The organism is Aminobacter aminovorans, from assembly GCF_900445235.1.
In the GTDB taxonomy this organism is placed as follows: domain Bacteria; phylum Pseudomonadota; class Alphaproteobacteria; order Rhizobiales; family Rhizobiaceae; genus Aminobacter; species Aminobacter aminovorans.
Window position 1 is genome coordinate 794,656 of record NZ_UFSM01000001.1, and the last position, 14,316, is coordinate 808,971.

A 14,316-nucleotide genomic window follows, 5' to 3' on the forward strand; every position below is an offset into this window, starting at 1 on the left:
GTGGTAGAAGACTCTGAAATAGTACATGTATCCCCCCGGATGGCGCATATAACAGCAGGGAAGTATTAACAGCCACTGATTTTCGTGCCGGAATCTCCCGGCAATCGCCGTTCTCAGGCCTTTGCCTTGACTCGCCGGACTTTTTCCTGTCTACAGCCGACAAATTCCGCGACGAGTTCCACTCCGAGCGGCCGACCGGGACGCCCTTGCGGCTACAATACGATCCCGGAGGCCAACACCCGGCAGCGCAGTGCGCCCCCGGGTGCTTTTTGGTTTGGTTCAGGCGCGCAGAGGCATTACCTCTCGGTTCGACACCGGTTGGCTGAGAGAAGGGAAGTCGAATGTTTGAATCGCTGCAAGAGCGGCTTGGATCGATCCTGAACGGCCTTACTGGCCGTGGCGCACTGTCGGAGGCCGATGTCTCGGCAGCCCTGCGCGAGGTTCGCCTTGCCTTGCTCGAAGCCGACGTTGCACTGGAAGTCGTCCGCGGCTTTACCGACCGGGTGCGCGAGAAGGCTGTCGGTGCCGCCGTCCTGAAGTCGATCAAGCCCGGGCAGATGGTCGTCAAGATCGTCCATGACGAGCTTGTCGAGATGCTCGGCTCCGAAGGCGTCGCCATCGATCTCAATGCACCCGCGCCGGTCGTCATCATGATGGTCGGCCTGCAGGGTTCAGGCAAGACCACCACCTCGGCCAAGATCGCCAAGCGTCTCACCGAACGCCAGGGCAAGAAGGTCCTGATGGCCTCGCTCGACACGCGCCGTCCGGCCGCACAAGAGCAGCTGCGGCAGCTCGGCGAGCAGACCAAGGTCGCCACCCTCCCCGTCATCGCCGGCCAGTCGCCGGTCGACATCGCCAAGCGCGCCGTCCAGGCGGCCAAGCTCGGCGGCCATGACGTCGTCATCCTCGACACCGCCGGCCGTACCCATATCGACGAGCCGCTGATGGTCGAGATGGCCGACATCCGAAAGGTGTCCGACCCGCACGAAATCCTGCTCGTCGCCGACTCGCTGACCGGTCAGGACGCGGTCAACCTTGCCAAGAATTTCGACGACCGCGTCGGCATCACCGGTCTGGTGCTGACCCGCATGGACGGCGACGGCCGCGGCGGTGCGGCACTTTCCATGCGCGCCGTCACCGGCAAGCCGATCAAGCTGATCGGCGTCGGCGAAAAGATGGATGCGCTGGAAGAGTTCTATCCCAAGCGTATCGCCGACCGCATCCTCGGCATGGGCGACATCGTTTCGCTGGTCGAGAAGGCCGCCGAAAACATCGACGCGGAAAAGGCCGCGGCGATGGCCAAGAAGATGCAGTCGGGCAAGTTCGACCTGAACGACCTCGCCGACCAGCTTGGCCAGATGCAGAAGATGGGTGGCATGGGGGGCATCATGGGAATGATGCCGGGCATGGGCAAGATGAAGGATCAGATGGCTGCCGCCGGCCTGGACGACAAGATGTTCGGGCGCCAGCTCGCCATCATCTCGTCGATGACCAAGGCCGAGCGCGCCAACCCCGACGTCCTCAAGCATTCGCGCAAGAAGCGCATTGCGGCCGGTTCGGGCACCGACGCCGCAGAGATCAACAAGCTGCTCAAGATGCATCGCCAGATGGCCGACATGATGAAGGCCATGGGCGGCAAGGGCAAAGGCGGCGGTCTCATGCGCGGCATGATGGGTGGTCTGGCCTCCAAGATGGGCCTCGGCGGGATGATGCCCGGCGGCGGCATGCCCGACCTGTCCAAGATGGACCCCAAGCAGCTCGAAGCGTTGCAGAAGCAGGCTGAAGCCGCCGGTCTCGGCGGCGGTCTCAAGGGCCTTCCCGGTGGCATGCCCGGTATGGGCGGCGGTTTCCCCGGCCTGCCCGGTGGCATGAAGCTTCCCGGTCTCGGTGGCGGCCTGCCCGGCCTTGGCAAGAAGAAGTGAGGAGCGCGATGACCGACATCACCCCGCAGGCACAGCTTCAGGAACTGCGCGCTTCGATCGACAACATCGACGCAGCCTTGATCCACATGCTGGCCGAGCGTTTCCGCTGCACCAAGGCAGTCGGTGTGCTCAAGGCCACTCACGGCCTGCCGCCGGCCGATCCGGCGCGCGAGGCTACCCAGATCGCGCGCCTGCGCCGCTTGGCCGACGACGCGCATCTCGACCCCGATTTCGCGGAGAAGTTCCTTAACTTCATCATCCGTGAGGTGATCCGTCACCACGAAATGCTGGCCGCCGAGCGAAATGGCGGCGCAGACAGGACTACCTCCGCCTGACGGCGGAACAAGCAGAACATACCCAACCCAAGACAGAACTATTCAGGAGTAAGACAATGTCCCTTAAGATCCGCCTGGCCCGTGCCGGCTCGAAAAAGCGCCCCTACTACCACATCGTCATCGCCGACGCCCGCAGCCCGCGCGACGGCCGCTTCATTGAGGCAATCGGCGCCTGGAACCCGCTGCTGCCCAAGGACGGCGACCGCGTGAAGCTCGACGCCGACCGCGCCAAGCATTGGCTGTCGAACGGCGCCACGGCGACCGACCGCGTTGCCCGCTTCCTCGACGAGGCAGGCATCGTGAAGCGCGACGCCCGTTCGAACCCGACCAAGGGTGAGCCGGGCAAGAAGGCCCAGGAGCGTCTGGCTGCCCTGAAGAAGGCCCAGGACGACGCCGCTGCGGCTATCGCCGCTGCAGCTGCTGCCCCGGCCGAAGCGTCGGCCGAGTAATTTTTCGCCCCATCGGCGAAACAAGCGACGGCGGGCCGAAAGGTCCGCCGTTTTGCTTTTAGGGACGTGTTTCAGCCGTTTCGGCGACATGGATCTGGCCCCGCCCGCGCCACCGCTGCCGCTCCCTAAGTACATGACACTTATGTGACATTCGGCTTAAGCAGGCGGTAAGGCGGCGGCGGATAGCTTGCCCCCGACAGCGCGCGGCACGCCGCGCAGGCATGAGGCCGTGCTGTCGGCCGAGCGGGGTTTCGGCATTCCGACAATCGACGCGGCATGCCGTGACCTGGCTTCCAGGTCCGGACGGACGCAGGCTGACAGGTGAGCCGAATGCTTTTGGCAATTCAAGCTAGGGACAGGGCGCAACTGCTCCCGCCGGAAATGCAGGGTGAGGCGGTGGAGCATCCGACTGCGAGGTGCACTGCCGACCCTGACATCGACACCGAGTTCGACGATGTCGGACTGGTCTTGCGGCGCTGGCAGGCAGCCTGCATCGACGGCGCCTTGCCGCCCTATGAAGAGCTGGCGCTCGGTAGCGTCGGCCGCTTTGCCGACGAGATGGCGGTGGTCCGGCTCCAGCCCGGCACGGACAGCTTCATCCTGCGTGCCGGCCCCCGGTTCAGCTCGATTGCAGCATTGAGCGAGCCCGCAGCGGTGCTGTCAGTGCTGCCATTCGCCTTCCAGCGGGCGATATCGAGCGCGATCGAACTTGCCCGCACTGCGGCACGTCCGCGGCTGGCGTTGTGCCGCTCGATCGTCGATGGCATGGTCTCCACCGTTGAGGTACTGGCGCTGCCGCTTTCATGCCGTTGGTCTGGCGAGTATTTTCTGGTCTTCGCACGGCCGCGCAAGAACCAGATCGACCTAGCCCGGTTGCTCATCAACTCGACTGACGAAGGCATCCTGGCGCTCAGCGCGCTCGAATCCGCCGGCGGCGAGGCGCGGGACTACCAGATCCTCAGCATCAACAATGCGGCGGCGCGCCTTCTCGGCGTTTCTGCCGAAGACATGCGTTTCAGGCTGCTGTCGCAGGCAAACGCCGCCTGTGGCCTGGCACGTCTGCTCGACGAACGCGGCGTTGCCCGCGCGCATGGCGTGGCTGCGCCGTCGCTCGAGCTGGAGTACCAGCTTGGCGGGGAAACCGTTTCGTTGCAGGTCGGGGTCGCCGAGACCGATGGCCTTCTGGCTGTGACCCTGACCGACATACGCGAGATCCGGAACCGGGAAACGCTGTTCCGTTCGCTGTTCGACGACAACCCGGTGCCGATGTATGTGCGGCAGGCCGATGGCGGCGCGTTCCTGAACGTCAACACCGCCGCGCTCAATCTCTATGGCCGTGGCCGCGGCGAGTTCCTGGCGCTTGGCATCGCCGATCTTGAGCCTGGTGTTGCCGGCTTGCCGGCGCCCGGCGAACGGTTCGTTCGCCACCGCACGGCGGCGGGCAGCGAACTCGATGTCATCGAATATGCCAGGAACATCCAGGTCGGCACCGCACCCGCGACGCTGTCGACAATCGTCGACATCACCGAGCGCAAGCGTGCCGAAGACCGTATTTCCTTCCTCGCCCACCACGATCCGCTGACCGGCGTCGGCAATCGCACCACCTTCTCGAAGGAGATCGAAGAGGCGGTGGGCGCGGCAGTTGCAGGCCACCAACCCTTCGCGCTGCTTCTCCTCGACCTCGACGACTTCAAGGCGGTCAACGACACACTCGGCCATGCCGCCGGCGATTCCCTGCTGGTCGAGACGGCTGCCCGCATCCGCAAGCTTCTGCGCCGCAGCGATCTCGTTGCCCGGCTCGGCGGCGACGAGTTCGCCATCCTGCTGCGCGGCGCGCTCAGCCGCGCCGATGTCGAAACGCTGGCCAAACGCATCATCCAGGCGATCAGCGAGCCGCACGCCTATGAGGGGCATAAGCTGTCGATTGGCGCCAGCCTCGGCGCCGCGATCGCGCCGTCCGATGCACGAGAAGCCGGTACGCTGCTCAAATGCGCCGATCTGGCGCTCTACCGCTCGAAGCGGGACGGCAAGGGCGCGTTCCACTTCTTTGAACCGGAGATGGACGCCGAGATGCGTGACCGCCGCGAGCTCGAACTGGAGCTTCGCTGCGCCGATCTCGATCGCGAACTCGAGCTGCACTACCAGCCGATCATCTCGGTGAAGACTGGTGCGCTGCGTGGCTTCGAAGCGCTTGTGCGTTGGCGCAATCCCAAGCGCGGCATGGTCTCGCCGGCGGAATTCATTCCACTCGCCGAAGAGACCGGCATGATCGAGGCGATCGGGCGTTGGGTGCTCGACGAGGCCTGCCGGCGTGCCGCCACCTGGCCGGACGACCTCGTCATCGCCGTCAACGCGTCGGCCGTGCAGTTCCGGCAGGGGCAATTCGCGCAGACCATCGGCCAGGCGATTGCGCGGTCGCGGCTCGACCCGTCGCGGCTGGAAATCGAGATCACCGAATCCGTTCTTCTGGCCGACACAGGCGCCAATCTCGCCGTCCTGCAGCAGCTCAAGCAGATCGGCGTGCGCATCGCGCTGGATGATTTCGGCACCGGATATTCATCGATGAGCTATCTCCGTTGCTTTCCATTCAGCCGGTTAAAGATCGACCGTTCCTTCGTCCGCGATATCGGCTCGAGCCGTGAATCGATGGCCATCGTGCGGGCCATCATCGGCCTTGGCGCCAATCTCGGCATCGACACGACGGCCGAAGGCGTCGAGACCGGCGCCCAGCTCGAACTGCTCAGGCGGGAGCGCTGCGGCGAGATCCAGGGATTCCTGTTCAGTCCGCCGGTCGACGGGGCGGGCGCGGCCGACATCATCGCGAGCTATCGTGGCAACAAGGTTCAGGTGCTTAGGGCGACTGCTTGACCGAACCGGATGACCGCGCCACCTAAGCTGCAGCAAGGTTGCCGGAGGAAATGCCATGCCCGAGAAGATGTCCGCACTCAACGCTGACGGCGTTTCCGAGCCCTTTGCCGCCGAAGCGGCGCCGCTCGAAGCCTTTTCGCATGGCGAGCGTTTTGGCTCGAGCTTCCGCCACCTGTCCAGCTTTGGCGGCGGCGACCATGTCGGCGTTGCGTTGGAGGAACTCGCGCCGGGCAAGGAGACGAACCCGTCGCACTATCACATGCTCGAGGAGGAGCACGCCTACATCCTTGAAGGCGCGCTGACACTGAAGCTGGGTGCGCGCAGCTATGTCATGAAGGCCGGCGACTATGTCTGCTTTCCAGCCGGCCAGAAGGTCGGCCATTCGCTGTTCAACCACACCGAGGCGCCATGCCGGTACCTGATCATCGGCGAGCGCAATCCAAACGATGTCATCGTCTATCCTGAATCCGGCAGGGTCAGCGTCCGCCTGACCGGCGAAGGCTACAGCAAATTGGCGACGATGGACTATTGGGAGGGCATCGATTCGAGCGCGACCGGTGCCCGGGCCGGGCGACCTCAGGAATAGTAGAAGTTCTCCGCCGGCAGCATTGGCGGCGGCGTTTCGCCCAGCGCCTCGAACACCGAGATCTCGCAGACCCGGCACAGGCCGTCGAGGGCGAGGTCGTTGGCCTCCATGCCGAAAGGGTCTTCGAGCTCTTCCGACAGCGCATCAAGGCCGAAGAAGGTGTAGGCGATCAGCGCCGTAAACAGCGGCGTCGCCCAGCCGGCCGAACCCGCTAGCCCGAAGGGCAGCAGCAGGCAGAAGATGTAGGCGGTGCGCTGCAACAACAGCGTGTAGGCGAAGGGCAGGGGCGTTCCCATGATGCGCTCGCAACCTGCCTGCAAGGCAGAGATCGCTGCCAGCCGCTCGTCGAGGATGCGATAGTCCATCGCCTCCAGCACGTTGGCGCGCTTGAGTGCGCCGATCTTCTCGCCCATCCTGCGCATCGCCGCATCGGGCTTGTTGGTCGAAGCGTGGATTTCGTCCACGGCATCGCCGATGAACGGGCGGGCTGCATCCCTGGTGTCGACACGGCGCAGTTCACCGCGCAGGAAATGGCAGAAGGCGAGCGAATCCATTAAAAGCGGCCTAAGTTCGCTTCGGTCGGAGATCATCGCGGTCGCGGCACGCGACAGGTTTCTGATCTCGAAGACGAGTTGGCCCCACAGTTTGCGGGCTTCCCACCAGCGATCATAGGCGGCGTTGTTGCGGAAGCCGAGATAGACCGAAAGGGCAACGCCGAGCAGCGCGAAAGGTGCGACGCCGGCATTGCCGAGATCGAGCTTGAGCAGCCTGATCGCGACAACCACCGCCGCGCCATAGAGCGCGAAGCCCAGGATCTGCGGCAGGATGCGCGGCACCACGGAGCCGCGCATGACGAAGAACAGCTTCAAGAGGTTGGTGCGCGGGCGAACGATCATGCGGCGTGATACCTGTTTCCAAAAGATAGTGCGCCGCCGGGCCTGCCGGTGTCATCTCCAATCGCGACATGAATGGCGATTGCGTTGATTTGTCCGAGGAGGCTGCCGGGCCTCGCCGCCCAATGGAGAGGCGCAAACTTGGGCAGGTCAGTTGTCGTAGGTTCGCCCGGTCAGCTTGTCGACCAGCCTGCGAAGCAGTCCGCCCCGCCTCAGCCGGCGGACCTCGTTCGCAAGCTCGGCTGTCGTGCTCGACAGCTCGCCGAGCTGGAACTGCAGTTCCTCGCTTGGGTCAAGACCCTCGCGCAATCTGACGAAGCTGCGGTCGTAGATCTGCTTCTGCTGCAGAAATCGTTCGATGATCGCAGCCATGGCGCGTTCGTCCTCGTTCGGCTCCCGCCTCGGCCAGGGCCTTTCCGCCAGCACGTCGCGGTAGATCGCCTCGATCTGCTCGGCGCCCTTTTCGCTGGCGAAGTCACGCCGCACGCGTTCGGTGACCGCAATGGCATCTTCCGCCCTGTAGGCGGCAATTTCGCGGTCGAGCAGTTCGGGCGATGCTGCGTCGGACAATGCGCCATAGGCGAAGTTGACGGCGGCAAAACCGTCGAATTTGCCCGTCGTCACCAAGCCGCCGACGCCGAAGCGGTCGATATTGATCACGGCGCAGCCCCGCGCCATGGCTTCGAGCGCCATTCGGCCGCTGGCGAATGCCAGGTCCGTGCCGCCCAGCCGCTTGACCACGTCCTCCGCTGCCTTGCCGACCAGTTCGCCGCGGAAGGCAATGCCATGGCGCCGGCAGGCTTCGGCGATCATGCCGGTAAAGGGAATAGTCCCGGGGTGGGCGAAGATTGCAGCGGTCGCCAGCCTCGCGGAGGCCGGCGCAACAGGTCCGACGCGCTGCAGGTCGATGGTGTTCGGCCAGAACCTTACCTTCGACGCAGCTATCCCGCATTCGTCCACCAGCCTGCCGCGTAATGCGGCCCGCACATGGAGATAGCGGCTGATCCTGGGATGAATGGGGGGCGCGTCGATCTCGCTGCTGAAGTCGTGGCAGACGAAGATTGCGGGCGTCCCGGGAAAGCGCGCGAGGGCGGCGATGGTTGGTCCGGTGTGATGGCCGTGAATGATGTCGGGCGCTTCGAGCGCCGCCAGCGATGTTGCCACCGGCGAACCCGTGGCACGGATTTCCGCTACTGCAGGGCCTGTGATCGGCGCAAACGCGGTTACCGAATGGCCACGCCGCCGCAGTGCAAGGACCGTGTCGCGGACGAGCGTTTCGGTGCCGCTGCGGCCGGTCAGCACGGCATTTGTCATCAGGATCTGCAGCGGCCGGTCCACGCCGTCCTGACGGGTGCTGTCGCTGGCTAGACTATCGCGCGCTATCGTCCTGCCTCCGGTACCTCAGCCCCGCTGCCTCCCTGCGACGTACCCAGTCTACCGGAGCAATGTCCGGAATCAACCTTGAGGGGATTGGGGCCGAGCTGCCGGCATGCCGTGGCGGACGTAGAGGATGTCGGGCAAGCCTTCTTCGTTGGACGAGCCGTCGCCGAAGGCGTCGGCGACAAAGCCGTGGCGCTCGTAGAAACGGCGCGCGCCATTGTTGGCCTCGAAGCAGAAAAGTTTCACGTGAGTCATTGCTGCCGTTGCGTGGTTCAAAAGCCGGGCGCCAATTCCGCGAGCGGTCCAGGCGGGATCGAGATAGAGCTGTTCGATCCATTCGTCTTTGACGGCGCTGAAGCCGACGATCCTGTCCTCGATCGTAGCGACCGTGACGTGCTGCTCGGCAAGCAGGATGTTCCTGACGAAATGCAGGTCTTCATCGGGCGTATGCAACTGCGGCATCCAGTCGAAGGCGGCCAGCGCAGCCCTCAGGATGCGGGCGATGTCGTGTGCGTCCTTGGCCTCGGCCGGACGCAGCACGACATCGGGCATGTCGTCAGGCAGCCTTCTTTTTCGGCGAGATCAGGCCGCGCTCGACCAGAAGCTCGGCGATCTGGACGGCGTTGAGAGCCGCACCCTTGCGCAGGTTGTCGGAGACGATCCACATCGATAGGCCGTTGTCGATGGTCTGGTCCTCGCGGATGCGCGAGATGTAGGTCGCGTCTTCGCCGGCCGAGTCGAGCGGGGTTGCGTAGCCGCCGTCCTCGCGCTTGTCGATGACCAGGCAGCCCGGCGCCTCGCGCAGGATGTCGCGCGCCTCATCGGCGGTGATCGGCTTGTCGAACTCGATGTTGACGGCTTCCGAGTGGCCGATGAACACCGGCACGCGCACGCAGGTGGCGGTCAGCTTGATCTTGGGATCGAGCATCTTCTTGGTCTCGGCAACCATCTTCCACTCTTCCTTGGTCGAGCCGTCATCCATGAAGACGTCGATGTGGGGAATGACGTTGAAGGCGATGCGCTTGGTGAACTTCTTGGCTTCGACCGGGTCGGCGACGAAGACGGCGCGGGTCTGGGTGAACAGCTCGTCCATGCCTTCCTTGCCGGCGCCCGAAACGGACTGGTAGGTCGCAACGACGATGCGCTTGATGGTGGCCGCGTCATGCAGCGGCTTGAGCGCCACGACCAGTTGGGCGGTCGAGCAGTTCGGGTTGGCGATGATGTTCTTCTTGGTGAAGCCGGAAATCGCGTCGGGGTTCACTTCAGGCACGATCAGCGGCACGTCCTGGTCATAGCGGAAGGCCGACGAGTTATCGATGACGACGCAGCCCTGCTTGCCGATCTTGGGCGACCATTCCTTGGAGATGTTGCCGCCGGCCGACATGATGCAGATGTCGGTGTCGGAGAAGTCGTAGGTGTCGAGAACCTTGACCTTCAGCGTCTTGTCGCCGAACGACACTTCGGTGCCGAGCGAGCGGCGCGACGCAAGGGCGACGATCTCGTCGACAGGAAAGCCGCGTTCCTCGAGGATGTTGAGCATTTCCCGGCCGACATTGCCCGTGGCGCCGACGACTGCAACCTTGAAACCCATATCGAAAATCTCCTGTCCCTCTCCGCTCGCTTTTTTGGAGAATACCCGCTGGCCGTTGCGGGCTTCATCCCCCGGGCCAGACCCGGGAGAGGGTGAGCAGGCCAAGGGAGATCACACCGTTTTGGTGGTGGTGGTTTTGGCCATGGTTTTGGTCGAAAGCAGGGACGCGGTTCCGCGCCCGGCACGATGGTTTGCATCGTGGCCGGGGAAGTCGAATGCGAAAAGCGCCATCAAGAGGCCGCGCATCGGAGGGATCCCTGTTCGCCGCCGCTTTTATCCGGTTTGTATGGAGAGTCAATTGGGGAACGAGGCGCAGGTCCGGGCTCCGGCTGATGTGACTTGACCTTTATCGGCCGCCACCTAGGCTTCTCTGCGGATCGATTGACGGAGGAACCTCGATGGAAATCCTGCCCAAACGCATCTCTCTCGCCGCGGCACTTGCTTTTGCAGGGCTGTTCGCTCTGCCGGCGCTTGCCCATCATGGCTGGTCTTGGATCCAGGACGGTTTCTTCGAGCTCAAGGGCATCGTCGCCGCCATCTACATCGGCAATCCGCATGCAACGCTCGACGTCGATGTCGAGGGCGAGCTCTGGCGGGTGGAACTGGCGCCGCCGGCGCGGACCATCGCCTCCGGTTTCACTGCTGAGGTCGCCAAGAAAGGCGACGAGGTCGTCGCCATCGGAAACCGCTCGCGCGACGAAACCGAAAAGCGCATGAAAGCCGTCCGGATCACCATCAACGGCAAAACCTATGACGTCTATGCCGACCGCTTGCCGCCGAACTGATCGGGAATGTACGTGTGGAGCCCCTGCAGGCAGTCGAACAGTGGGATCTTGTCAGGCAGCTGAAGACGTCGTTTGTCGCCTATCCGGTCGTCAACGCCGTACACATTGCGTCCATTGGGGCGTTGCTGACATCGGTCACACTTCTCGATCTGCGTGTCCTTGGCGCGTTCGGCAGCCTGCCGGAACGCCCCTTTGTCATGCTGCTGCGTCGGCTGGCGCTGCTGGCCTTCTGCTTCGCCATCGCGAGCGGCCTCGCTTTGTTCTCCGTGCGAGCCTCGTATTACGCCGAGATGCCGGTCTTCCTTGGCAAGATGGGACTCATCGCCTTGGCCGGAGCAAACTTCACCCTGTTCGCTGCAGTTGAAACCGGGAAGCCGCCGCAACACCGATCATCGCTGCGGCGCCTGCTTGCGGTGATATCTATCGTGATCTGGTGCGCCGTGCTGCTGTGCGGCCGCTTCATCGGCTTCTTGTGACCGCCAGGCAGCTTCGGCCTACGTCTCCTTCAGCTTGACGCGCGGGAACCTCAGCGGCGGCCATTCCTCCTCCGGCTGCTGTGGTTGGGCCAGCAGCGTGGTGAGTTCCGCCGGCAGGCCGGCCAGCGCCTTCTTTGTGCCGATGCCGTCTGATATGCTGAGGATACTGTCGTAGAATTCGACGCCGAGCGCCGATTTCGGCGGCACGGCCTCGTGCATGACGCTGATGACGGTGACATCGGGGCAATTGTCCTTGATCACCTGGTGGAAGGCGATCTTGGCCTCGAGATCAAGCGCTGCGGTGGCTTCGTCCAGGAACAAAAGGCCAGGTTGCAGAAGCAGGATACGGGCGGCTACCAGTTTCTGCTTCTGGCCGCCCGAAAGCAGCTGGTCCCAGCTTTTGCCCTGGCGGGTTTCGTCGTCGAGATGATCGATCAGTTCGCCGAGCCCGGCCTTGTGCATGGCGACGGCCACCTTGGCCTCGGAATGGTTGCCCGGATGGTCGGGCAGACAGACGAGCTGCTTGAGCGAAACCTGCGGCAGTTTGACGTCCTGGGTGGCGTAGAACGACCTGATGCCTTCGGGAAAGACGATGGCGCCCCGGCCATATGGCCACAGGCCGTTGATCGCCTTGACCAAAGAGGTCTTGCCGCAGCCGGACTGGCCCGACACGAAGGTCCATTCGCCACGGCGGAAGCGCAGATTGGAAGCCGTCAGGAAGGGGCTGGTCTCGGGGCCCTGGTGCATCAGTTCGAGGTTGCGGACGGTCAGGCCGAACAGCGCGTTCTGGCTGCCGTAGCTGAATTCGGATTTGCCTGTTGCAGCATAGAATGACGGCGGCTTCTGGACGTTTTCGATCGCCTTGGCGAGGTCGGTGACACGTTCGCTGTTGGCTCGCAGCGTGGCGATCGCCGGCATCACCTGGATGAACCACGAGCACTGGCTGATCAGCGAATTCACCAGTTCGGCGCCGGTGATGTAGCCTTTCAGGTTGATGTGGCCATGCATGTAGGGCACCAGCCCCGGCCCATAGGCAACGATGCGCGCGGCGATGAAGCCGTAGATCGACTCGAACGACATGTAGCCGGCGTTGACGATGTTGAGGCGCGACCAGGTCTTGTCGATGTCGACATAGAGACGGTCATGCATCGAGCGCTGCACGTCTTCGCCACGCGATGCGGCGACATGGAAGCTGCGCCGCAGCAGCACCGTCAATTCGCTGCGATAGCTGCCCTCGGCCTGCTGCATGCGGATGCTGAGGCGCTCCATCATGCCACCGAGCTTCATGGCGATGTAGGTATTGAGCGGCACATAGGCGGCAACGGCGGCAAAGGCCAGGATGACGCTGCCATAAGGGCCGAGGATTTCCAGTCCTGGCACGACGGTCGAGGTTTCGAGCAGCTTCTGGCCGACGAACAACAAAGATGTGGTGACGCCCATCACGCCCATGGCGAGCCCGATGGCGCCGCCCGTCATGCCCTTGATCGAATCCTGGACGCGCTGGTCGATGTTGTCGGGCGCGGCGCCAGGACCGTCGACGGTGCCTGCGTTGTGCTGGATGTGGAAATGGGTGTGATTGGCATCGAGCAAGGCGGCATTGAAACGATTGTTCAGCCAGCCGCGCCATTTGCGATGCAAGGTGGTGGAGAAGAGGTGCCGGATGCCGATGAAGCCCGCATCCTTGACGATGACAAGGACAAGCAATGTGCCGGCGCTGGTCAGCAGCGACGCCAGGGGCGCCATGTTGGCCGGGTCGTGGAAGAAGGCGATCGAATTGACCAATTCGCCTGAAGCTTCGGCCATCCAGACGCTGGCCTTGCTGGAAAGTGCGGTGAGGAGGGCGATCACCAGCGTCAGCCCCCAGGCTTCCTTCCAGCGATCCGAGAACCAGTAGGCCCTCATGAGGCCCCAGAAGCTTCGCATCGCGGAAACCGGCGTCAGGGGAGGCGGCCTAGCGGCGCCGCGACGCCATCTGCTCAGCGATGGATCTCGAGGTCTGTCGACCCGAATCACAGTTCCTTACCCCATGCCCTTTGCCTATCGAAAGGGTAACACGAGTTGAGCATTTCACAGTCAACATATGGTTACCGGCTAATCAACGCGCCGCGAGCGTTGCGTGAGGGCAACGCCCTCCAACGGGCTCCGTCGCCCGGCGTCGACGACACTGGAACTTGCAGCGTGGGGGAAGTTGGAACACTGTCTGGCTTGCGGTTTCACGGGGGCGACAGATGCGCGGGGAAGTGCTGCACTACGATCAGGCTCAGGGTTTCGGCTTCATCGCCGCGGTCGACGGCAGCCGCTACACCTTTGCGCGAGAAGACCTGAGGGGGACGGCGATACCCGGCAAGGGTACCCAGATCGAGTTTCAACCGAGCGGCAGCCAGGCACGCGACGTGTTTGCGATCCACGCCCAGGTCGGAGCTGGGCAAATGGCTGCGGTGCCTGCGGCCGCGACATCGGTGCCTCAGTTCGGCCGCCGCGGATCCGACCAGGAAGTGTCGGCCGGCATGGCTGCGACAACCGCGCCGGCTTCTACCGGGCTGTGGTCGTATTTCTGGCGCTCCCTAACCACCAACTATGCGAGCTTCGGCGCCCGCGCCCGGCGCAAGGAATATTGGGGCTACTACCTGTTCTGGGCGATTGCGGCCGTCGCGCTGTCGGCCATCGGCTTTGGCATCGATGGTGCGCTCGGCAATCTAGACGCGGGCATGGAGGAGCCAATCGCCGGCCTCGCACTGCCCGGCCTGTTCGTCCTGGCGACACTTTTGCCCAGCATCGCCGTCACCGTCCGCCGCATTCACGATCTCGGCCTGTCGGGGTGGTTTTATCTGCTGATCGTGCTGCCCTATGTCGGCAGCCTGATCATCTTCGTGTTCGCCGTGATCCCGTCGCAGAAGCACGAAAACAAATGGGGCCCGGTGCCGGTTGGGGTGAAAGTTCCGCCGCCTTACGCGGCTGCTTCGTAGAGCAATTTCAGAAGGGCAAAAGAAAACGGCGCCGCGTGGGCGCCGTTTTGGTTTCATCGACGTTC

General features: G+C 63.7%; 14 protein-coding genes. 8 read left to right on the forward strand and 6 right to left on the reverse strand.

Annotation, left to right across the window (positions count from 1 at the left end; translation table 11 throughout):
* The first annotated feature begins 341 nt into the window (after positions 1-341).
* The 5 genes from ffh (at position 342) to DY201_RS03835 (ending at position 6,160) form a co-directional block, all read left to right on the forward strand.
* The gene (gene ffh / locus DY201_RS03815; protein WP_115730054.1) at positions 342-1,922 is read left to right on the forward strand and encodes a signal recognition particle protein; all 1,581 of its coding nucleotides are present in this window, start codon (positions 342-344) and stop codon (positions 1,920-1,922) included.
* A gap of 8 nt (positions 1,923-1,930) precedes the next feature.
* Positions 1,931-2,257: a chorismate mutase gene (locus DY201_RS03820; RefSeq protein WP_115730055.1), complete on the forward strand. Its 327-nt coding sequence runs from the start codon at positions 1,931-1,933 to the stop codon at positions 2,255-2,257.
* Positions 2,258-2,313: 56 nt separating this feature from the next.
* Positions 2,314-2,706: a 30S ribosomal protein S16 gene (gene rpsP / locus DY201_RS03825; RefSeq protein WP_115730056.1), complete on the forward strand. Its 393-nt coding sequence runs from the start codon at positions 2,314-2,316 to the stop codon at positions 2,704-2,706.
* Between the two features lie 330 nt (positions 2,707-3,036).
* The gene (locus DY201_RS03830; RefSeq protein WP_115730057.1) at positions 3,037-5,574 is read left to right on the forward strand and encodes a putative bifunctional diguanylate cyclase/phosphodiesterase; all 2,538 of its coding nucleotides are present in this window, start codon (positions 3,037-3,039) and stop codon (positions 5,572-5,574) included.
* Positions 5,575-5,629: 55 nt separating this feature from the next.
* Positions 5,630-6,160: a cupin domain-containing protein gene (locus tag DY201_RS03835; protein ID WP_115730058.1), complete on the forward strand. Its 531-nt coding sequence runs from the start codon at positions 5,630-5,632 to the stop codon at positions 6,158-6,160.
* Here DY201_RS03835 and DY201_RS03840 read toward each other — a convergent pair.
* The 5 genes from DY201_RS03840 to DY201_RS29675 all read right to left on the reverse strand — a co-directional run bounded on the left by DY201_RS03840 (position 6,151) and on the right by DY201_RS29675 (position 10,270).
* A complete protein-coding gene (locus DY201_RS03840) occupies positions 6,151-7,056 on the reverse strand; it encodes a bestrophin family protein (protein ID WP_115730059.1) in 906 nt (301 codons plus the stop codon). The genes DY201_RS03835 and DY201_RS03840 overlap by 10 nt on opposite strands.
* A gap of 147 nt (positions 7,057-7,203) precedes the next feature.
* Entirely contained in the window at positions 7,204-8,367 is a 1,164-nt protein-coding gene (locus DY201_RS03845) for a glycosyltransferase (protein ID WP_131922464.1), read from the reverse strand.
* A gap of 141 nt (positions 8,368-8,508) precedes the next feature.
* The gene (locus DY201_RS03850) at positions 8,509-8,985 is read right to left on the reverse strand and encodes a GNAT family N-acetyltransferase (RefSeq protein ID WP_115730061.1); all 477 of its coding nucleotides are present in this window, start codon (positions 8,983-8,985) and stop codon (positions 8,509-8,511) included.
* 4 nt (positions 8,986-8,989) lie between these two features.
* A complete protein-coding gene (locus tag DY201_RS03855; protein ID WP_115730062.1) occupies positions 8,990-10,024 on the reverse strand; it encodes an aspartate-semialdehyde dehydrogenase in 1,035 nt (344 codons plus the stop codon).
* A gap of 111 nt (positions 10,025-10,135) precedes the next feature.
* Complete coding sequence (locus DY201_RS29675; RefSeq protein ID WP_280959920.1) at positions 10,136-10,270, reverse strand: hypothetical protein; 135 nt, start codon at positions 10,268-10,270, stop codon at positions 10,136-10,138.
* Between the two features lie 152 nt (positions 10,271-10,422).
* Between DY201_RS29675 and DY201_RS03860 the strand changes: the two genes are divergently transcribed.
* Both DY201_RS03860 and DY201_RS03865 read left to right on the forward strand, forming a co-directional pair.
* Positions 10,423-10,809, forward strand: coding sequence for a DUF6152 family protein (locus DY201_RS03860; protein ID WP_115730063.1), 387 nt, complete (start codon positions 10,423-10,425; stop codon positions 10,807-10,809).
* A 14-nt stretch (positions 10,810-10,823) separates the two neighbouring features.
* The gene (locus DY201_RS03865; RefSeq protein ID WP_115730064.1) at positions 10,824-11,285 is read left to right on the forward strand and encodes a hypothetical protein; all 462 of its coding nucleotides are present in this window, start codon (positions 10,824-10,826) and stop codon (positions 11,283-11,285) included.
* An 18-nt stretch (positions 11,286-11,303) separates the two neighbouring features.
* Here DY201_RS03865 and DY201_RS03870 read toward each other — a convergent pair whose 3' ends face one another.
* Entirely contained in the window at positions 11,304-13,208 is a 1,905-nt protein-coding gene (locus tag DY201_RS03870; RefSeq protein WP_115730065.1) for an ABC transporter ATP-binding protein/permease, read from the reverse strand.
* Between the two features lie 305 nt (positions 13,209-13,513).
* Here DY201_RS03870 and DY201_RS03875 point away from each other — a divergent pair, with 305 nt between their 5' ends.
* Positions 13,514-14,251, forward strand: a complete 738-nt coding sequence (locus DY201_RS03875; RefSeq protein WP_115730066.1) for a DUF805 domain-containing protein — start codon at positions 13,514-13,516, stop codon at positions 14,249-14,251.
* Positions 14,252-14,316 lie beyond the last annotated feature (65 nt).